The sequence below is a fragment of the Zhongshania sp. genome (genome assembly GCF_047636175.1).
Classification (GTDB): Bacteria; Pseudomonadota; Gammaproteobacteria; order Pseudomonadales; family Spongiibacteraceae; genus Spongiibacter.
The window spans coordinates 109,899-124,831 of record NZ_JBLIKC010000004.1; the positions used below are offsets into that span (position 1 = coordinate 109,899).

11 protein-coding genes are annotated in these 14,933 nt (G+C 49.0%); 6 read left to right on the forward strand and 5 right to left on the reverse strand.

Annotated features, from left to right (window positions below):
• The first annotated feature begins 1 nt into the window (after position 1).
• The 4 genes from ACI955_RS03375 (at position 2) to ACI955_RS03390 (ending at position 6,333) form a co-directional block, all read left to right on the forward strand.
• The gene (locus tag ACI955_RS03375; RefSeq protein WP_415242323.1) at positions 2-1,006 is read left to right on the forward strand and encodes an AraC family transcriptional regulator; all 1,005 of its coding nucleotides are present in this window, start codon (positions 2-4) and stop codon (positions 1,004-1,006) included.
• A 267-nt stretch (positions 1,007-1,273) separates the two neighbouring features.
• The gene (locus ACI955_RS03380) at positions 1,274-2,956 is read left to right on the forward strand and encodes a VRR-NUC domain-containing protein (RefSeq protein WP_415242324.1); all 1,683 of its coding nucleotides are present in this window, start codon (positions 1,274-1,276) and stop codon (positions 2,954-2,956) included.
• Positions 2,953-5,256, forward strand: a complete 2,304-nt coding sequence (locus tag ACI955_RS03385; protein ID WP_415242325.1) for a helicase C-terminal domain-containing protein — start codon at positions 2,953-2,955, stop codon at positions 5,254-5,256. The genes ACI955_RS03380 and ACI955_RS03385 overlap by 4 nt, the downstream gene beginning before the upstream one ends.
• A 135-nt stretch (positions 5,257-5,391) precedes the next feature.
• Positions 5,392-6,333, forward strand: a complete 942-nt coding sequence (locus ACI955_RS03390; protein WP_415242326.1) for a DMT family transporter — start codon at positions 5,392-5,394, stop codon at positions 6,331-6,333.
• A gap of 66 nt (positions 6,334-6,399) precedes the next feature.
• On the opposite strand, the gene ACI955_RS03395 is transcribed toward ACI955_RS03390, so the two are convergent.
• Positions 6,400-7,296, reverse strand: coding sequence for an alpha/beta fold hydrolase (locus ACI955_RS03395; RefSeq protein ID WP_415242327.1), 897 nt, complete (start codon positions 7,294-7,296; stop codon positions 6,400-6,402).
• A 149-nt stretch (positions 7,297-7,445) separates the two neighbouring features.
• Between ACI955_RS03395 and ACI955_RS03400 the strand changes: the two genes are divergently transcribed.
• Both ACI955_RS03400 and ACI955_RS03405 read left to right on the forward strand, forming a co-directional pair.
• Positions 7,446-8,063, forward strand: a complete 618-nt coding sequence (locus tag ACI955_RS03400) for a TetR/AcrR family transcriptional regulator (protein ID WP_415242328.1) — start codon at positions 7,446-7,448, stop codon at positions 8,061-8,063.
• 18 nt (positions 8,064-8,081) lie between these two features.
• Positions 8,082-9,959, forward strand: a complete 1,878-nt coding sequence (locus tag ACI955_RS03405; protein WP_415242329.1) for an N-acyl-D-amino-acid deacylase family protein — start codon at positions 8,082-8,084, stop codon at positions 9,957-9,959.
• Between the two features lie 103 nt (positions 9,960-10,062).
• Here the strand turns inward: ACI955_RS03405 and ACI955_RS03410 are convergent, their stop codons facing one another.
• The 4 genes from ACI955_RS03410 to ACI955_RS03425 all read right to left on the reverse strand — a co-directional run bounded on the left by ACI955_RS03410 (position 10,063) and on the right by ACI955_RS03425 (position 14,898).
• Positions 10,063-10,722 carry an alpha/beta hydrolase gene (locus ACI955_RS03410; RefSeq protein ID WP_415242330.1) on the reverse strand — a complete coding sequence of 220 codons (660 nt, stop codon included), beginning with the start codon at positions 10,720-10,722 and terminating at the stop codon, positions 10,063-10,065.
• 129 nt (positions 10,723-10,851) lie between these two features.
• Positions 10,852-11,868 (reverse strand): nucleoid-associated protein, encoded by a 1,017-nt coding sequence (locus tag ACI955_RS03415; RefSeq protein ID WP_415242331.1) that lies wholly within the window; start codon positions 11,866-11,868, stop codon positions 10,852-10,854.
• 265 nt (positions 11,869-12,133) lie between these two features.
• Entirely contained in the window at positions 12,134-13,285 is a 1,152-nt protein-coding gene (locus ACI955_RS03420) for an acyl-CoA dehydrogenase family protein (RefSeq protein ID WP_415242332.1), read from the reverse strand.
• Positions 13,286-13,320: 35 nt separating this feature from the next.
• Positions 13,321-14,898 (reverse strand): acyl-CoA carboxylase subunit beta, encoded by a 1,578-nt coding sequence (locus tag ACI955_RS03425; RefSeq protein WP_415242333.1) that lies wholly within the window; start codon positions 14,896-14,898, stop codon positions 13,321-13,323.
• Positions 14,899-14,933 lie beyond the last annotated feature (35 nt).

The window sequence follows — 14,933 nt, forward strand, 5'->3', positions numbered from 1 at the left end:
CATGACAGACATCACCATTGCCACGCCCTTTTTGAGCCAGTCGCTGGAAGGCGCCGCCGCTGCAGGCTACGACACTAAACGCATATTAAAGGAATGTGGTATTCCCCCTGCCCTGCTGGAGCAGAGCCAAGCTCGTATCGCCCTAGATAACTTTATACTGCTGCAACAACGTGTCATGAAGATCATGAACGACGAGGGTCTGGGCTTATTTGATAGGCCTGTACGCCTAGGCACATTTGACCTAATAGCTCATGCGATGATGCACTGTACCAATGTCGGCGACATACTTAGGCGCATGTGTCACTACAATAATTTATTTGAAGTCGGCTTTATTCATACCGTGGAAGAAAACGGTACCCAGCTTATTTACCGACTCCAGCGCCGCCACCCCGGCGCGGTAAAAAACAATTATATTGCGACCTCTATCGTCATGACGATCCATCGGTTTTTATGTTGGGCAAGCGTTACCCGCGTGCCTTTAGCAAGTGTTCACCTTGATTTCCCTCCTCCAGAGTGGGCCTCAGAATATCGATATATTTTCTACGGTTTCCCGGTGAAATTTAATCAAAAGTATATAGAGTTAAACTTTGATCAAGATCATATGGCGCTCCCCAACCGGCAAGACGCCGGCAGTCTTAAAAGCTATCTTGCACGCGCACCCCGCAATATTTTTGTTCCCGAAAAAAATCTCAGTTATAGCAGCCAAATTCGCGGTGAAATTCTGCGTAGCATTAAAAATAAGGAAGGTATTCCGAGCATGGAAGAGGTTGCTGCAAAATTAGCTATGCACCCGCAAACATTGCGCCGCCGTCTGCGTGATGAATCTACCGATTTCACCGTGGTACGGACACAGGCGCGACGTGATGTCGCTATTTATATGCTTAGTAAGCCGCAATATCGCATCGAGGATATTTCAACACAACTGGACTTTTCGGAGTCAAGCGCCTTTGTTCGGGCATTTAAAGGCTGGATGGGCATGACGCCTATGGCTTATAGAAAAATGTGATGTATAGCCACAACTCACACAGTGCTGGTAATTTCTAAGCTATGTAACTGTATTGGACTTTGCTATTGCAATCACTGCCCAAGGCCGAATTATATCTATGGATCGCAGCCAAAAAGGAAGTTGATTTGCATCCAAAACTGACCCACTATTCGTAGGCAGTGTTTATCCACCATAAACGCTTTTCTTACTCCACAAACAGCTCTAGCAACGATCTATTGATGGATCAATATATCGTACCTATTCCGCGCTACTGCGGATGGATATTCAATGCAAGCCGATACACAACCTTCTATTTTGAACCGGGCCTCCCTGGAAAACCCACTGTACTATCTTGAAAATCTGCACACGGTCATTCACTGGGTGAGCCGTCATCACTGCGACTTACTTCAGCCCGAAGAGCTCAACCACCTCAGCACGCTAATGGGTATGCCATTAAGCGCACAAGCACTACTGGCAAGGATGGTGATGCGCAAAGGCGATATTTTTCGGGTGGATACACTTCAATATGACGAAATTCCGTCGACGGACGAGGCGCTAGACGCGCTTGAAGCAGCAGGCTTCGTCGATCAATCCCCTAGCCTTGACGTTCAGCAGCTGTATCAACACAGCCGCCACAAAGAGCTACAAGTACTATTGACTGCGACACAACACCCGCCCGCCAAATCGGCTCGCAAGACCGACCTGCTGCCCCAGCTTTTAGAGATGGCGAGGGAAGAGCTATCGCGGTCTTTAAAACAATGGTGGCCTCAGGCCTCATTTACCCTAGTGGCCATAAAGTGCGGCGCGTTAATGGACCGCGTGCGACTTATGTTCTTTGGCAATCTGCATCAGGACTGGTCTGAGTTTGTACTTGCAGAGCTGGGACATCAGGTCTACGAGACCGTGGCATTTAAGCCCGAGTCTCGAGCTTTTCGATATCGACAAGAAGTGGATCAGTATCTCACCATTCACACTTGCTACTCGCATCTCGCCAATGAAGTCGCTATACCTGACATTCTGCCACTCTGCTCCGACGCTCTAGACAATTCATGGCTAGAACATCGTCGCCAGCGTCTGCTCTTTCAGCTGGCACAAAATGCCGAGCGCAGCGGCCAGAACACACTAGCAATGGCTCTCTATGCGCAAAGCTCACTTGATGAGGCTCAGGTTCGGTATTTTCGCTTACTGGAAAAGGACCACGACAACACCTGCGCCACCCTAGACACACTTGAAAACGCGGCGGCGCTGCTCAAGCGCCCAGAGGCGCAATTACATCTGGCTCGTATCGCTCATCGCTTGCGCCGCAAGTCGGGAATAGCTAGTAAAGCGCCACTCAAAAGGGCTATTCCCAGTCAGACACTAACACTGGCAAATACAGGCCTGCGGGTGGAAGCTGCAGTTCTAAAGTCACTGGCGAGCCGCCCTGCAGTGACCGGCTTTTACACCGAAAACTGGCTATTTACCGGTCTTTTCGGACTACTGTTCTGGCCCGTACTTTACACCCCACTGCCTGGCGCCTTTTTTCACCCCTTTCAATCGGGACCGGCCGATCTATACAGGCCCGATTTTGGCCGGCGGCGCAGCGCGCAAATTAAGCAACGCCTGGCTAGCTTAGACACTAGGGAATACCGCTCCCTGATTATGCAATGCTGGCAAGAAAAGCAGGGCATCGCCTGCAACCTAATTCACTGGTCGGCATTAAAACAAGAGCTGATTGAGCTAGCCCTAGATTTAATACCTGCCGACCACCTGAAGACCGTCTTCCAGCATTTACTCACTGACCTGCGACATCATCGCAGGGGCATGCCCGACCTGATATTTTTCGACCAGTACCAACGCAGCTATGAGCTTATCGAAGTCAAAGGTCCTGGCGACCGGCTGCAAGACCATCAGCGCTTGTGGATTGAAAGCATGCTAGAGGCCGGGCTCCCAGTCTCTATTGCCGAAGTAGTCTGGGAGCCGGGCTCATGAAGCATATTTCTGCTAGATCACTATGCGAGTTTGCCGCGCGAACAGGGAGCCTAGAGTTTCGCTACACGCCTGCGCCCAGCGCTGAAGAAGGCATCATCGGGCATATGACGGTGCAGCAACGACGGCCAGATCCCTATGTCGCAGAGTACGCCCTGAAAGGGCTATGCGAAAACGTGGCGGTCAGTGGCCGAGTCGATGGCTACTATGCCCACCAGCAAGACTGCTTCTTGGAGGAAATAAAAACCCATCGAGGCCATGTCGATCGTATTGGCCCGGGCCGCCGAGCCTTACACTGGGCTCAACTTAAAGTGTATGGCGCCCTGCTCTGCCGTCGCGACAAGCGCGACGCGATCACCCTGCGACTGACTTATTTTGAGGTCCGCGACGAAACTGAAACGGCGGACGATCGCACCTTTAGTGCAGACACGCTCTGGGACTATCTAAGCGCGCTCTGCAAACGCTACCTACTGTGGGCAGATAAAGAAGAGCAACATCGCCAGCAACGAGACCTAGCACTGACGACTCTTGAATTCCCCCACGACAATTACCGCACTGGCCAGCGGGATTTATCTGAGACGGTATACAAGGCCGCCAAGTCCCAAAAACCACTGCTGCTGCAGGCGCCCACTGGCATCGGCAAAACGGTCGGCGTTCTTTTTCCGGCTATGCGCGCCATGCCAGACGCCAAACTGGATCGTCTGTTTTTTCTAACCTGCCGCAACACCGGCAGAAAGCTCGGTCTTGAGGGGCTTCGAGTCATTCTCGCTAAACGCAGCAAAAGTATCCCTATTCGTATTTTAGAGTTGTCATCGCGCGAGGCGGCTTGCGATCACCCAGACAAAGCCTGCCACGGCGATTCTTGTCCCTTGGCCAAGGGCTTTTTCGACCGCTTAGATGGTGCTCGCCAAGAAGCCGTTGAGATGGGTTTCCTGGATCACCAGACACTGCGCGAGATCGCCCGCCGACACGCTATTTGTCGGTATTTCCTGGCCCAAGAAATGGCCCGATGGAGCGACATCGTAGTTGGCGATGTTAATCACTACTACGATCACTTCGCCCTTCTTTACAGCCTGACTCTACAGAATGAATGGCGAGTGATGCCACTAGTAGACGAGGCCCACAATCTAATAGACCGCGCCCGAGGGATGTACAGCATCGCACTCAGCGAAGCTGAAATGCTCTACACCATGAGCAAGGCGCCGGCGCCCTTGCTTAAGCCACTTTCGGATTTAGAAAGTGCATGGTCAGACATGATTAAACCGTTTTTAGAATCAGACATAAGCGCAGATGGGGAGCAAAAGCGTCGCTATTTTTTACCCGCGGTACCGGAAGATCTTAACAATGCCTTGTATAGCCTAATTGCGGCGATCACCGACTACCTTAGCGACCACCCCACCGCCGCAGATGTTCAGCACGTTCTATTTACTGCTCTGCGTTTTCTTAGACTCGCAGAGAAATTTGGCGAACACTCGCTGTGCACATTGGAGTACTCACTCGCCAGTTCCGGTGGCCGCGTCAAAGCGGGTAGCGCCATTCTCAGCATCGACAATCTTATTCCGGCTGACCACCTTAAAGACCGGTTTACCGACGCCTGCAGCACGGTATTGTTCTCGGCGACGCTATCGCCTCCTGGCTATCATTGTGACTTGCTCGGCATGCCTGAAAATACGGTGTTTAAGGACATTGAAAGCCCCTTCCACAAAGATCAAATTGATCTGCGTATCATTACCAGTATCAGCACCCGCCAAAGCCAGCGGCAAAACTCCTTGTCACCGATTAGCGAACGTATTGGCAAACAATTTCATACCGCGCCAGGCAATTACCTAGTCTACCTAAGCAGCTTTGAATACCTAAACGCAATTCATGATTGCTTTGCAAAACAGCATGCCCACATCAGAACGTTCAGGCAAAGACCCGGTATGACGCCCGACGCGCGCGAACAATTTATTGCCGATGTAAGCGACAATACGCCGAGCGTCGGCTTTGCCGTTCTCGGCGGGGTATTCTCGGAGGGAATCGACTTACCTGGTGACAAGCTCATTGGCGTCTTTGTCGCCACCCTGGGACTGCCGCCACACGACGACCTGCATGAAGTCTTGCGCGAGCGCCTACAGCAGCGCTATGGCGACGGATACGGTTACACCTACCTGTATCCCGGGCTACAAAAGGTGATACAGGCAGCTGGGCGATTAATCCGCACCCCACAGGATCGCGGCGTGATCGAACTGATTGATGATCGCTATAGAAAGCCCGCATTAAAACAGTTGCTGCCGAAATGGTGGCGGCAGTCAGACGATTGACAGGTGAAAACAATAGGCAGTGACACAACTAAGTTAAGTCATCGGCTAGCTCGGCAAAGGTAAAGCATAGTCCTTTCAGGCACATTAGCCTCGAAAACGATTATACTAGCGGCCCATTTCAAGCTGGCCAGAATTTTGAATAACGCCTATAAAGCCGACCTAATACTTGTGCTCGTGACCCTGTTGGCCGCCATCAGTTGGATGTTTTCAAAGGAGGCCGTATTACAGATGCCACCTCTATTATTTATGTCAGTGCGGTTTTTTCTGGCAGGCTTGTTACTTGCCTGTGTCTCTTACAAAGCGCTTGGTAAGCTAGCCTTATCCGGCTGCCTTCACAGCGCCCGGGTGGGCTTGGTGTTTGGCGTTGCTATGTGCTTTTGGGTCACGGGGCTCGCCAAAGCAAGCCATGTAGGGGAAGCCGCTTTTCTAGCCAGCTTAGGTGTGGTGATGGTTCCCATTATTGCTCGCGTGCTATTTCGCGAAGCAATTCCCCGCAGCACCTGGCTCGCAATGCCGGTAGCCGTGCTTGGTCTTGGTTTCCTGTCGCTCAGCGCGCCCATGGATCGCGCTCTAAAGTTAGAAACTGCGCATATTCTACTACTGACATCAGCCACCTTCTTCGCTCTGTATTTCAACCTGAATACCAGAGTCACCAACGTTCCATCGTCGATACGGAAAAATGGCGAAAGCATCAAAGAGACCAAGGTTCCGGTGCTCGCCTTAACGACGATTGTGCTAGCCACCACGGGTATAATTACTGGCCTTGTATCGGCGATACTTGAGCCCTGGCATCCCACCTTCGTCAATCTCCAGCCCGAATTAGTGGGCTGGGTTGTGCTCTCAGCCACTATTGGCACGGCCCTGCGCTTCTTACTTCAGACCTACGCGCAAAGTCTCACCGCCAACAGTCATGGCGTCGTTATTATGGTATTGGAACCACTGTGGACGACCCTAATTGCCATAGCTTGGTTTAGTGAAACCATGAACACAAGCCAATTAGTAGGCTGCTTTTTCATTTTATTGTCGCTAATCGTAAATCGCTTCAAAGCAATTATTAAGCTTGTACGGCCGAGATAAGCAATGCTGAGATCAGCACGAAACGCGTCATTTTAGTTTCTATCAAGCAGTCACTTTGATGATCATTTATGCATCGATAAAACGGCTGTAGTGCATAGCGACCCCCGCTGGATCCTCTACCTGCGGATAATGCCCTATCTCCGCCAACACCCCAAGATAGTCCAATCGGCAGTTAAGCTCTTTATAACGCGCGACCATATGGGCGCCAGAAACCGGGTCGACCGAGCCATTAATGAGCGCCAGAGGGATAGTCGATTTTTGCAAGCCAGTGACCCAGCGCTCGCGATGTAATTTACGATCTCGCATATAGGTAATTAAATTATGAAATATATGTTTGCCGTCTTTCTCGTTAATTAGCTGCCAGAATATCGCCAACTCCTCTGCCGTCGGTTTCGTTTGCTGACCAAATACCGAGCTAAAATTGGCACTAAACTGCTTAAAACCAGCCAATTTATTCACCAGCGGACCCAGCGGACTTAGCAATAATTTTTGCGTCAATAAGGCATGGTGAGTCTCTGGAAATAAGCCCCCATTTAAAAAACAGCACGACAACCAGCACCCTGCACCCACGCCTTCTTGCTGTCTGGCCAATAGCTCTTGTGCGACGGTATCGCCGTAATCATGGGCCAATACATGGAACTCGCCCAAGGACTTAGCCGCCACCAGCGCCTCTACAATATCGGCCTGGCCGTGAATAGAGTAAGTACTCACATTAGGTTTGTCAGAGTAGCCAAAACCCAACATATCGAGGGCAACCAAGCGAAAGCGAAGTTTCAACTCATCCCAAATACCAGACCAATCCCAACTTGAGGTTGGAAACCCGTGAATAAGCAGCAACACCGGCAATTGACTATCGCCCGTGTATCTGACAAATATTTGATGGCCACATAAATTCAGCCACTCTCCACCGGCCTTCCAGCTGGCAAGATCGTTTTGTAAGTTACCTGCATTCTCGAAACTCATCGCTACTCCAGACTCACCATGATGTATGACTGACAACAATATTAAAGCACGGCAATTAAAACTGAACTTGACCTCCAGTTCAAGTTTTGGCTATATTGGTAACAGCAGACGCTAAATAGACGGCAAAATAATCCAATTTGAGCTTAGCGATGAAAGCACTTCCTATCCAAACTAGAGCCAAACAAAAACGCGCCGCTTTAATTGCCGCGGCAAAAAAGTGCTTTGTTGAATACGGCTATGACAACACCACGGCCAAATCAATAGCTAACTGCGCCGGCGTGGCTACCGGCACCTTTTATCAGTATTTCGATAATAAAGAAGACATATTGTGCGTCATCGCACAGCAGCGCATCGAAGATCTCTACCAACAAGTGCCGTCAGCAAAAGAATTATTTACCCTGAGTGAAAAAGCGCAAAAAAACAGCGTGAAAGCCGACGCTACCCAAGCTATTTTTCTCTATGTGCTGGAGCTGATCTACGCCTTCCACGAGGAAGCGCCCGAGCTGCATCAAGTATTAGAGCAGCGCAAGGCATTGGATCCAAGGCTGGCGGAAATTCTAGGCCAAGGAGAAACCTTATTGGACGAGCGCGTATTATTATTCGTACAAAGCTTCAATATTAAAAATGCAAACGGCGTTGCGTTTAATTTATTTGCCATGGCCGAAGGTTTGGTACATCGCCACGTTTTTGGCAATCCCAGCCAATCGAAAGCGACCACCCTGCAATTAGGTGCAGTCATGCTCGCCAGCTATTTCGACCACTTATAAAATAATAGGTAGCAAATCATGAGCTCATTACCACTAGTCAATATCGTGATAAAAAATGCCAAAATTTTCAATAATGGTGAGCCCGCCATTATTGAAGACATCGCCATTGCCGACGGCAAAATAATTGCTCGTGGCAATAATCTCGACACAGAAAACGCGGGACGAGTGATTGATGGCACTGGCAAATGGCTAATGCCGGGATTCTTCGATATTCATACTCACTACGATCTAGAGCTGGAATTCGCTCCCGGCTTGCCCGAGTCCCTACGGCATGGCACAACCAGCGTGGTCATTGCTAACTGCAGTTTAGGCCTAGCTTTTGGGAATCAGCGCAGTGGCGATATAGACCCTATTGTCGATTGCTTTGCTAGAGTAGAAAATCTGCCTAAGTCCTTTCTGCGCAGCTGTGCAGAGAAGGTCACCTGGGACTCACCAAAAGCCTATTTGGAACATTTGGAACAGCTTAACCTTGGACCCAACGTGATCGCCTTAGTCCCCCACTCTATGCTTCGAATTGACGCCATGGGTTTTGACAACAGCATTAGCCGCAATCCCAGTGACAATGAGCTACATACCATGCAAACCAAGCTCGGCGACGCACTCAAACTAGGCTACGCCGGCTTTTCGACCGATGCCCTGCCCTTCCACTATCTCGCCAATCAACCCAATTGCGAAAAAACCATACCGACTCAATTCGCTAAATACGGCGAGATTAAAAAGCTCACCCAAGTGGTGCGTGAACACGGCGCCGTATGGCAGGCAACACCACCTAAAGACAGCGCCATTAACACCATCAAAACGTTTTTATTAACCAGTGGTCGGCTTCATAAAAGGCCATTGCGGACCACCGTAGTAGCGGCATTAGACGTTGCCAATAACTGGAAAATATTACGTTTAGCAAAATTGCTGGCTAAGGTTTTAAATTCCAAACTGGTCCAAGGTGACTTCCACCTCCAAGCCCTGGGTGCGCCCTTTAAGGTTTGGTCAGACGGCGCAGTAACGCCACTATCGGAAGAAATTCCCGAGCTGAGACAGCTGAACGAAACCAATTTAGAAGATCGTTCAGCCAGACTTAGTATTCTTAACAATCCTGAATACATCAAACGTTTTAGAGCGATGTGGCTAAAAGGCAAGCAGGGCTGGGGTTTAGCAAAACTAAAACGCATTCTGAATATTGAAGATTATGCCTTTAACCGCAAGCTCAGTGATATGACCGTAGAAGGCTGCCCGATTCACCATTGGGTTGGTCTCAATATGCAAGACTTGCTGGATCGTATCATTGCAATTAAAAGCGGTAATATCCCCAGTGACATTAGTGAGCAAGAACAAGACATCATTAACCGCGACTTCTTTTGGGTAAGCGATGAAGCAGACTTTATGCTGCAGCTATTGAGGACCTTCGACCTTGATTTGAGCTGGAGCACGGTCACCGCGAATCGCAATCCTGAGACCACCCGCGAATTGCTTATGAACCCCTTACTTATGCCGGGCTTTAACGACTGCGGTGCGCACCTAACCAATATGGCCTTCTATGATGTTAATTTGCGCAGCCTGAAGTTAGCATCCAGCGGCGGCGACCAAGACATCACTTATATCGTGAAGCGCTTAACGAAAGATGCTGCGGATTTATTTGGGGTTAAAGCGGGCACCATTAACCAAGGTGATATTGCTGATTTAATACTGGTAGACCCGGCGCAGCTTGCCAACTATGACGGCGAGGCCAATGTTATTCGCCAGCACCGCACGGAATATAATCACGAGCAATTAGTTAATCGCTCTGACGGCGTGGTACCGCTGGTGATGATTGGCGGTCATATCGCTTGGGAAAACGATACCTTTAGCAGCGAACTTGCCACTAAGCCGATGGGGCGACTACTAAAAGCCTCTGCGGCATAGTTAGAAGTGCACTGAATAACAGTAATTTGACGATCGATTCGACAGAGAGCGGATTACATTTTACCGCAACCGCGCTCTCTGCAACCGCAGTCTAGCCATTCGCTCAAGCCAGCTGCAACCACTCTTTAAGACTGTTTCCAATATCGGAAATCTCCTCACCGCAGACTTCGTGCTGCATGGGATAACTACGATAGTTGGGTTTAAATCCCATGCTTTGCAGAATTTGATTAGCCGTATGACCCATCGTTTCTGGAACCATGGGGTCCTGGCTGCCATGAAAGATGTGAATAGGCAGGGCCTTGTTCGCTTCCGCCAGTTTTACTTCCTTGGCGGTAGCGAAATACGTAGACATAGTCAGTAAACCCGCCAAGGTCTTGGGGTAAGAAAGCGCGGCGTGATACACCACGGCACCGCCCTGACTAAAGCCCGCTAACACGATGCGTTCACTCGCTATACCCGCATCCAGTTCGCGTTGAATTAATTCTCCCACCGCAGCAGAAGATGATTCTATCTGCACTATGTCAATCTCGCGCTCTATCGACATAGCGAGTATGTCGTACCATGCGGGCATCACCATGCCGCCGTTTATGGTGACGGGTATCTCCGGTGCATGGGGGAAAACGAAACGAACACCATGATTATCTGGCAAACCGAGGTGAGGCACTACTGGAACAAAATCATGGCCGCTGGCACCCAATCCGTGCAGCCAAATCACAGCCGCATCTGCTGTGCCTTTCGGTTCTATTACTTCAAATTTGAGCAAAGTGTAGCTCCTGAGCGTTAATTAAGTTACGGGTAGAATATCACGGTCAGACTATTCAAACCTGTACTTGGATAGCCCACATTGCTATGGACCACCCTTATAGGCCAATCTATTAGCGCAGACCTGCCCTCATTTTTCTTTACGCGCCTTTATGTCGACTATGGCCTGAAATCCGTCGTCGTTATCTTGAATAGTTACCCCTGACACCGAATACTTGGCATCACTAATCACCATTCCCACGCCGTCTCTGACCCGAACTCGGCGGGTGATTGGTTTTGCTTGTCGAGCAAAATCTTTTGACTTTATTTCATAGTCATCTGAAATATCAATACCGGTGCCACTTACTACGCCAGACATCACTTCTGCCAGCGATTCATTGTCAATATATTGAGAAGATATTTCCTTTATCTCAGCGATTGAGGTTAGCTCTGATGAGTTAATCTTTTCAGTGATTTTTTCATTCAATCCGGCAATATCTTGAGCATCATCAAGTTTCGAGCTTACGCCCTTTAAAATTGAACCGCATATTTTGGCATAAGATTTTGATGTTGCTCTTGGCGAGACTTTAAGGAAAGAGTCTATCCAGTACTTGGTTTTCTTGCCAAGGTTATCAACGACAAATACCCCCTGCGAATTTGGCAAAATTAATACTCCCTTTTGTATCTTATTAAGGGAAATACCACTTCGCTCTATTATGTCAAAAGAATTCGAAGATTCCGTGATTTCAATAAAATCATCTTTGCTCTCGATTTTAAGAACGGCAAACGCACTAGACGCCACTCCGTCTATCTCCACCCCCGAAAAAAGCAAGAAGACAAGATCACCAGCTGATATATTTTGATGCATTGAGTTTGCATATAGATGTTTTGCAACAGCCTGGGTCTGCTCAATAAAGGTACTTGGCTCGGCAAATATCTTTGCAGAGATAGCCGCCATCGCGTTCAGAGACAAATCAGACTCGTGGAAGAAGTCATATATTTCTTGCTGCTTCGAAAGCGGGATAAGATAGTTCTGAAAAAGTAGTTCAACTAATGAATCACTGACATTTGATTCTTCATTTGCAAGGCTGATACCTTCTTCGCGTATTTTGCTGCCTACTCGATGTACTGCAACATTTGTTAGTCGCGCAGAACTTACATCCAACATTGATTACTCCACTGATCATTTATTATTGATATCGATTATTTGCTGAATCGACACAAAAAACGTCTACATTATTGGTATTGTGGCAATACGCTTTCGCCAATTGCACATGCCGAAGGAACGTCAAAGTCGGAACGCTTACTAGCGCTTTAATACGCAAATGACAGCGGCATGTCAGGCAATGGGACAGCGACAAATCGCTGTCCCATTGCGCTTATCAAAGACCCGAGCTCAGCACCCACCGCTCTTCAGATATAACCGGGAAATTTTAACGACCCAAAATACCACGGGCTATTACTTCCTTCATGATTTCTGAGGTGCCAGCATAGATGGTTTGAATGCGGGCATCGCGATAGAAACGCGAGATAGGATATTCGTCGGTATAGCCATAGCCACCAAATAACTGCAGGCATTCGTTCACCATTTTCACCTGCATTTCAGTCGTCGCATACTTGATCATGGCGGCATCTTCGACAGTCATAGTACCGGCAGCAAACTTCGCCATATGCTGATCAAACATCGCTTTACACAGCTCCAACTCGGTTTTCAATTCAGCTAATTTAAACCGCGTATTTTGAAACTGACTAATGCTCTGACCAAAGGCTTTGCGCTCTTTGACATAGTCGCAGGTAAGATTAAGTGCACCTTGCGCGCTACCTATGGCGAGTACGGCGCAACCCAAGCGCTCTCTGGGCAGCTCTTGCATCATGTGAGCAAAGCCCTTGCCTTCTTGGCCTAGTAGCGCTGAGGCGGGCACACGTAAATCACTAAAGAATAACTCGGCAGTGTCGCTGCTGTGTTGGCCAATTTTCTCGATTTTACTGCCCCGTGAAAAGCCGGGTAGACTAGCGTCAACAAGGAATAGAGAGACGCCTTTAGCACCAGCCTTAGGATCGGTTTTAGCGGCCACTACAACGAGGTCGGCATGGATGCCGTTGCTGATGAATATCTTTGACCCATTAATAATATACTCATCACCGTCGCGAATAGCGCTAGTGCGCAGTGCGGCCAAATCACTGCCAGCTCCTGGCTCTGTCATCGCCAGTGCACCAACCACATCACCGCTAATCATACGAGGCAGCCATTGTTCTTGCTGCTCGGTGGTACCCAAGTTATAGATATAAGGCCCGACAATATTCGCATGAATATTGTAGCCAGTGGCTAAGCCCGCCAGCCCCAATAAACCCATTTCATCTTGAATCATCTGGCTGACAGCAAAGCTGGCACCAGCTGCCCCATACTCTGGGGGCATATCTACTAACAACATACCCGCTTGGCCCATGGTGCGCCAAAACTCACGGGGCATGATGTGATCTTTTTCCCACTGCTCGTAGTGTGGGAGAACTTCTTGATTTAAGAAGCGCTGTACCATATCGCGATATAGACTAAGTTCTTCATCATTTTCATGAGACGCGTTCATAGTTATTCCTTTTAATATATGTGATTAAAATCGGTTTACCAGGTATCGACAAAGCGTCGCTCTAGACGAGGCCGCATTTTCCTACTAGCGGCCTTAATAGCCTTGGCAATGACTTTTCGGGTATGAGATGGGTCAATCACTGCATCGATCTCTAAGAACGAGGCAGCTTCAGTGGCTTTGCCCCCATCATACATTTCTTCGACAAGTTTATTGAATAGCTCTTTTTTCGCCACCGGATCTTGTTCCGCGTCGAGTTCTTTTTTAAAGCCTAAGGTCACCGCACCTTCTAAACCCATACCACCAAATTCACCAGTGGGCCATGCCGCACTGTAACTAGGTTTGGCGAAACTCCCGCCAGCCATGGCCATCGCTCCAAGACCGTATCCTTTTCGTAGAAAAATGGTAACTAGAGGTACATCAATAGCTGCGCCAGCAACAAAAAGACGTGACATTCTTCTGACCGCGGCGGCTTCTTCATTACGGGGGCCCACCATAAATCCGGGAGTGTCACAAAGCGAGACTAATGGGACGGAATACGCATTACATAGCTGCATAAAACGAGCGGCTTTTTCTGAGGCATCAGAATCAATAGCACCTCCCAGTACTTTGCAGTCGTTAGCTATTAAGCCGATAGGCTTGCCTTCAATGCGAATAAAGCCGGTAACAATACCGCGGCCATCCTTTTCTCGCAGCTCAATAAAAGAGTCAGTATCTGCGATGGTATTAATAATATTGCGCACCGGATAGGCGTAGCGACGATCTTCAGGCAATAAATGCTGCAGCGTATGCTGATCCGCACAGCGCCAGTCCGCGATGCTGCCCTGAAAAACACCTAATACTTTTTTTGCCATTGCCGTGGCTTCGGCTTCGTCTTTAACGACAATATCTACTACGCCGTTTTTACTCTGTACTTCGATAGGACCAATTTCTGTGGGCTTAAAGACACCAAGCCCCCCGCCTTCGATCATCGCAGGACCGGCCATACCGATCCAACTGGTTTGAGTGGCTATAGTAATATCGGCACAGCCAAACAGGGCCGCATTGCCAGCAAAACAATAGCCATTGGCTACCGCTATGCGCGGCACCACACCACTAAGACCAGCCCACAAGGCAAAGGAAAGTATATTTAATCCTGCGATTTGGGTGGTGACATCGGTATCACCGGGGCGTCCGCCACCGCCTTCTGTGAACATAAGCACCGGCAATTGCTGCTCTTTGGCGACGGTTAAAATCCGATCGAGCTTCTGGTGATGAAAAAAGCCTTGGCTACCGGCGAGCACCGAGTAGTCATTAATAATAACGGCGACGTCACAGCTTTCGGGGTGTAACTCACTATTGATTGTGGCGGTGCCGGTAATAACACCGTCTGCTGCCGTACTAGTTCTTAGCTCTTGCTCTTCAATGCGGCCACGCTGCGCAGCAACGGCAAGCTGACCATACTCTATAAATGATCCCTCGTCGCACAAATCACTCAGATTCTCGCGGGCAGTGCGATAGCCTTTATTATGCCGCTTAGCTGCTGCCTCGGAACGACCTTCATCTAGGGTGTTGTGATGACGCTTATGTAACTGCTGTAACTCAGCACGATCGTGTTTACTATCTTTAGAGGTCACTACGATTGAATCCTTAGAGATACAGTTGCCGGAAT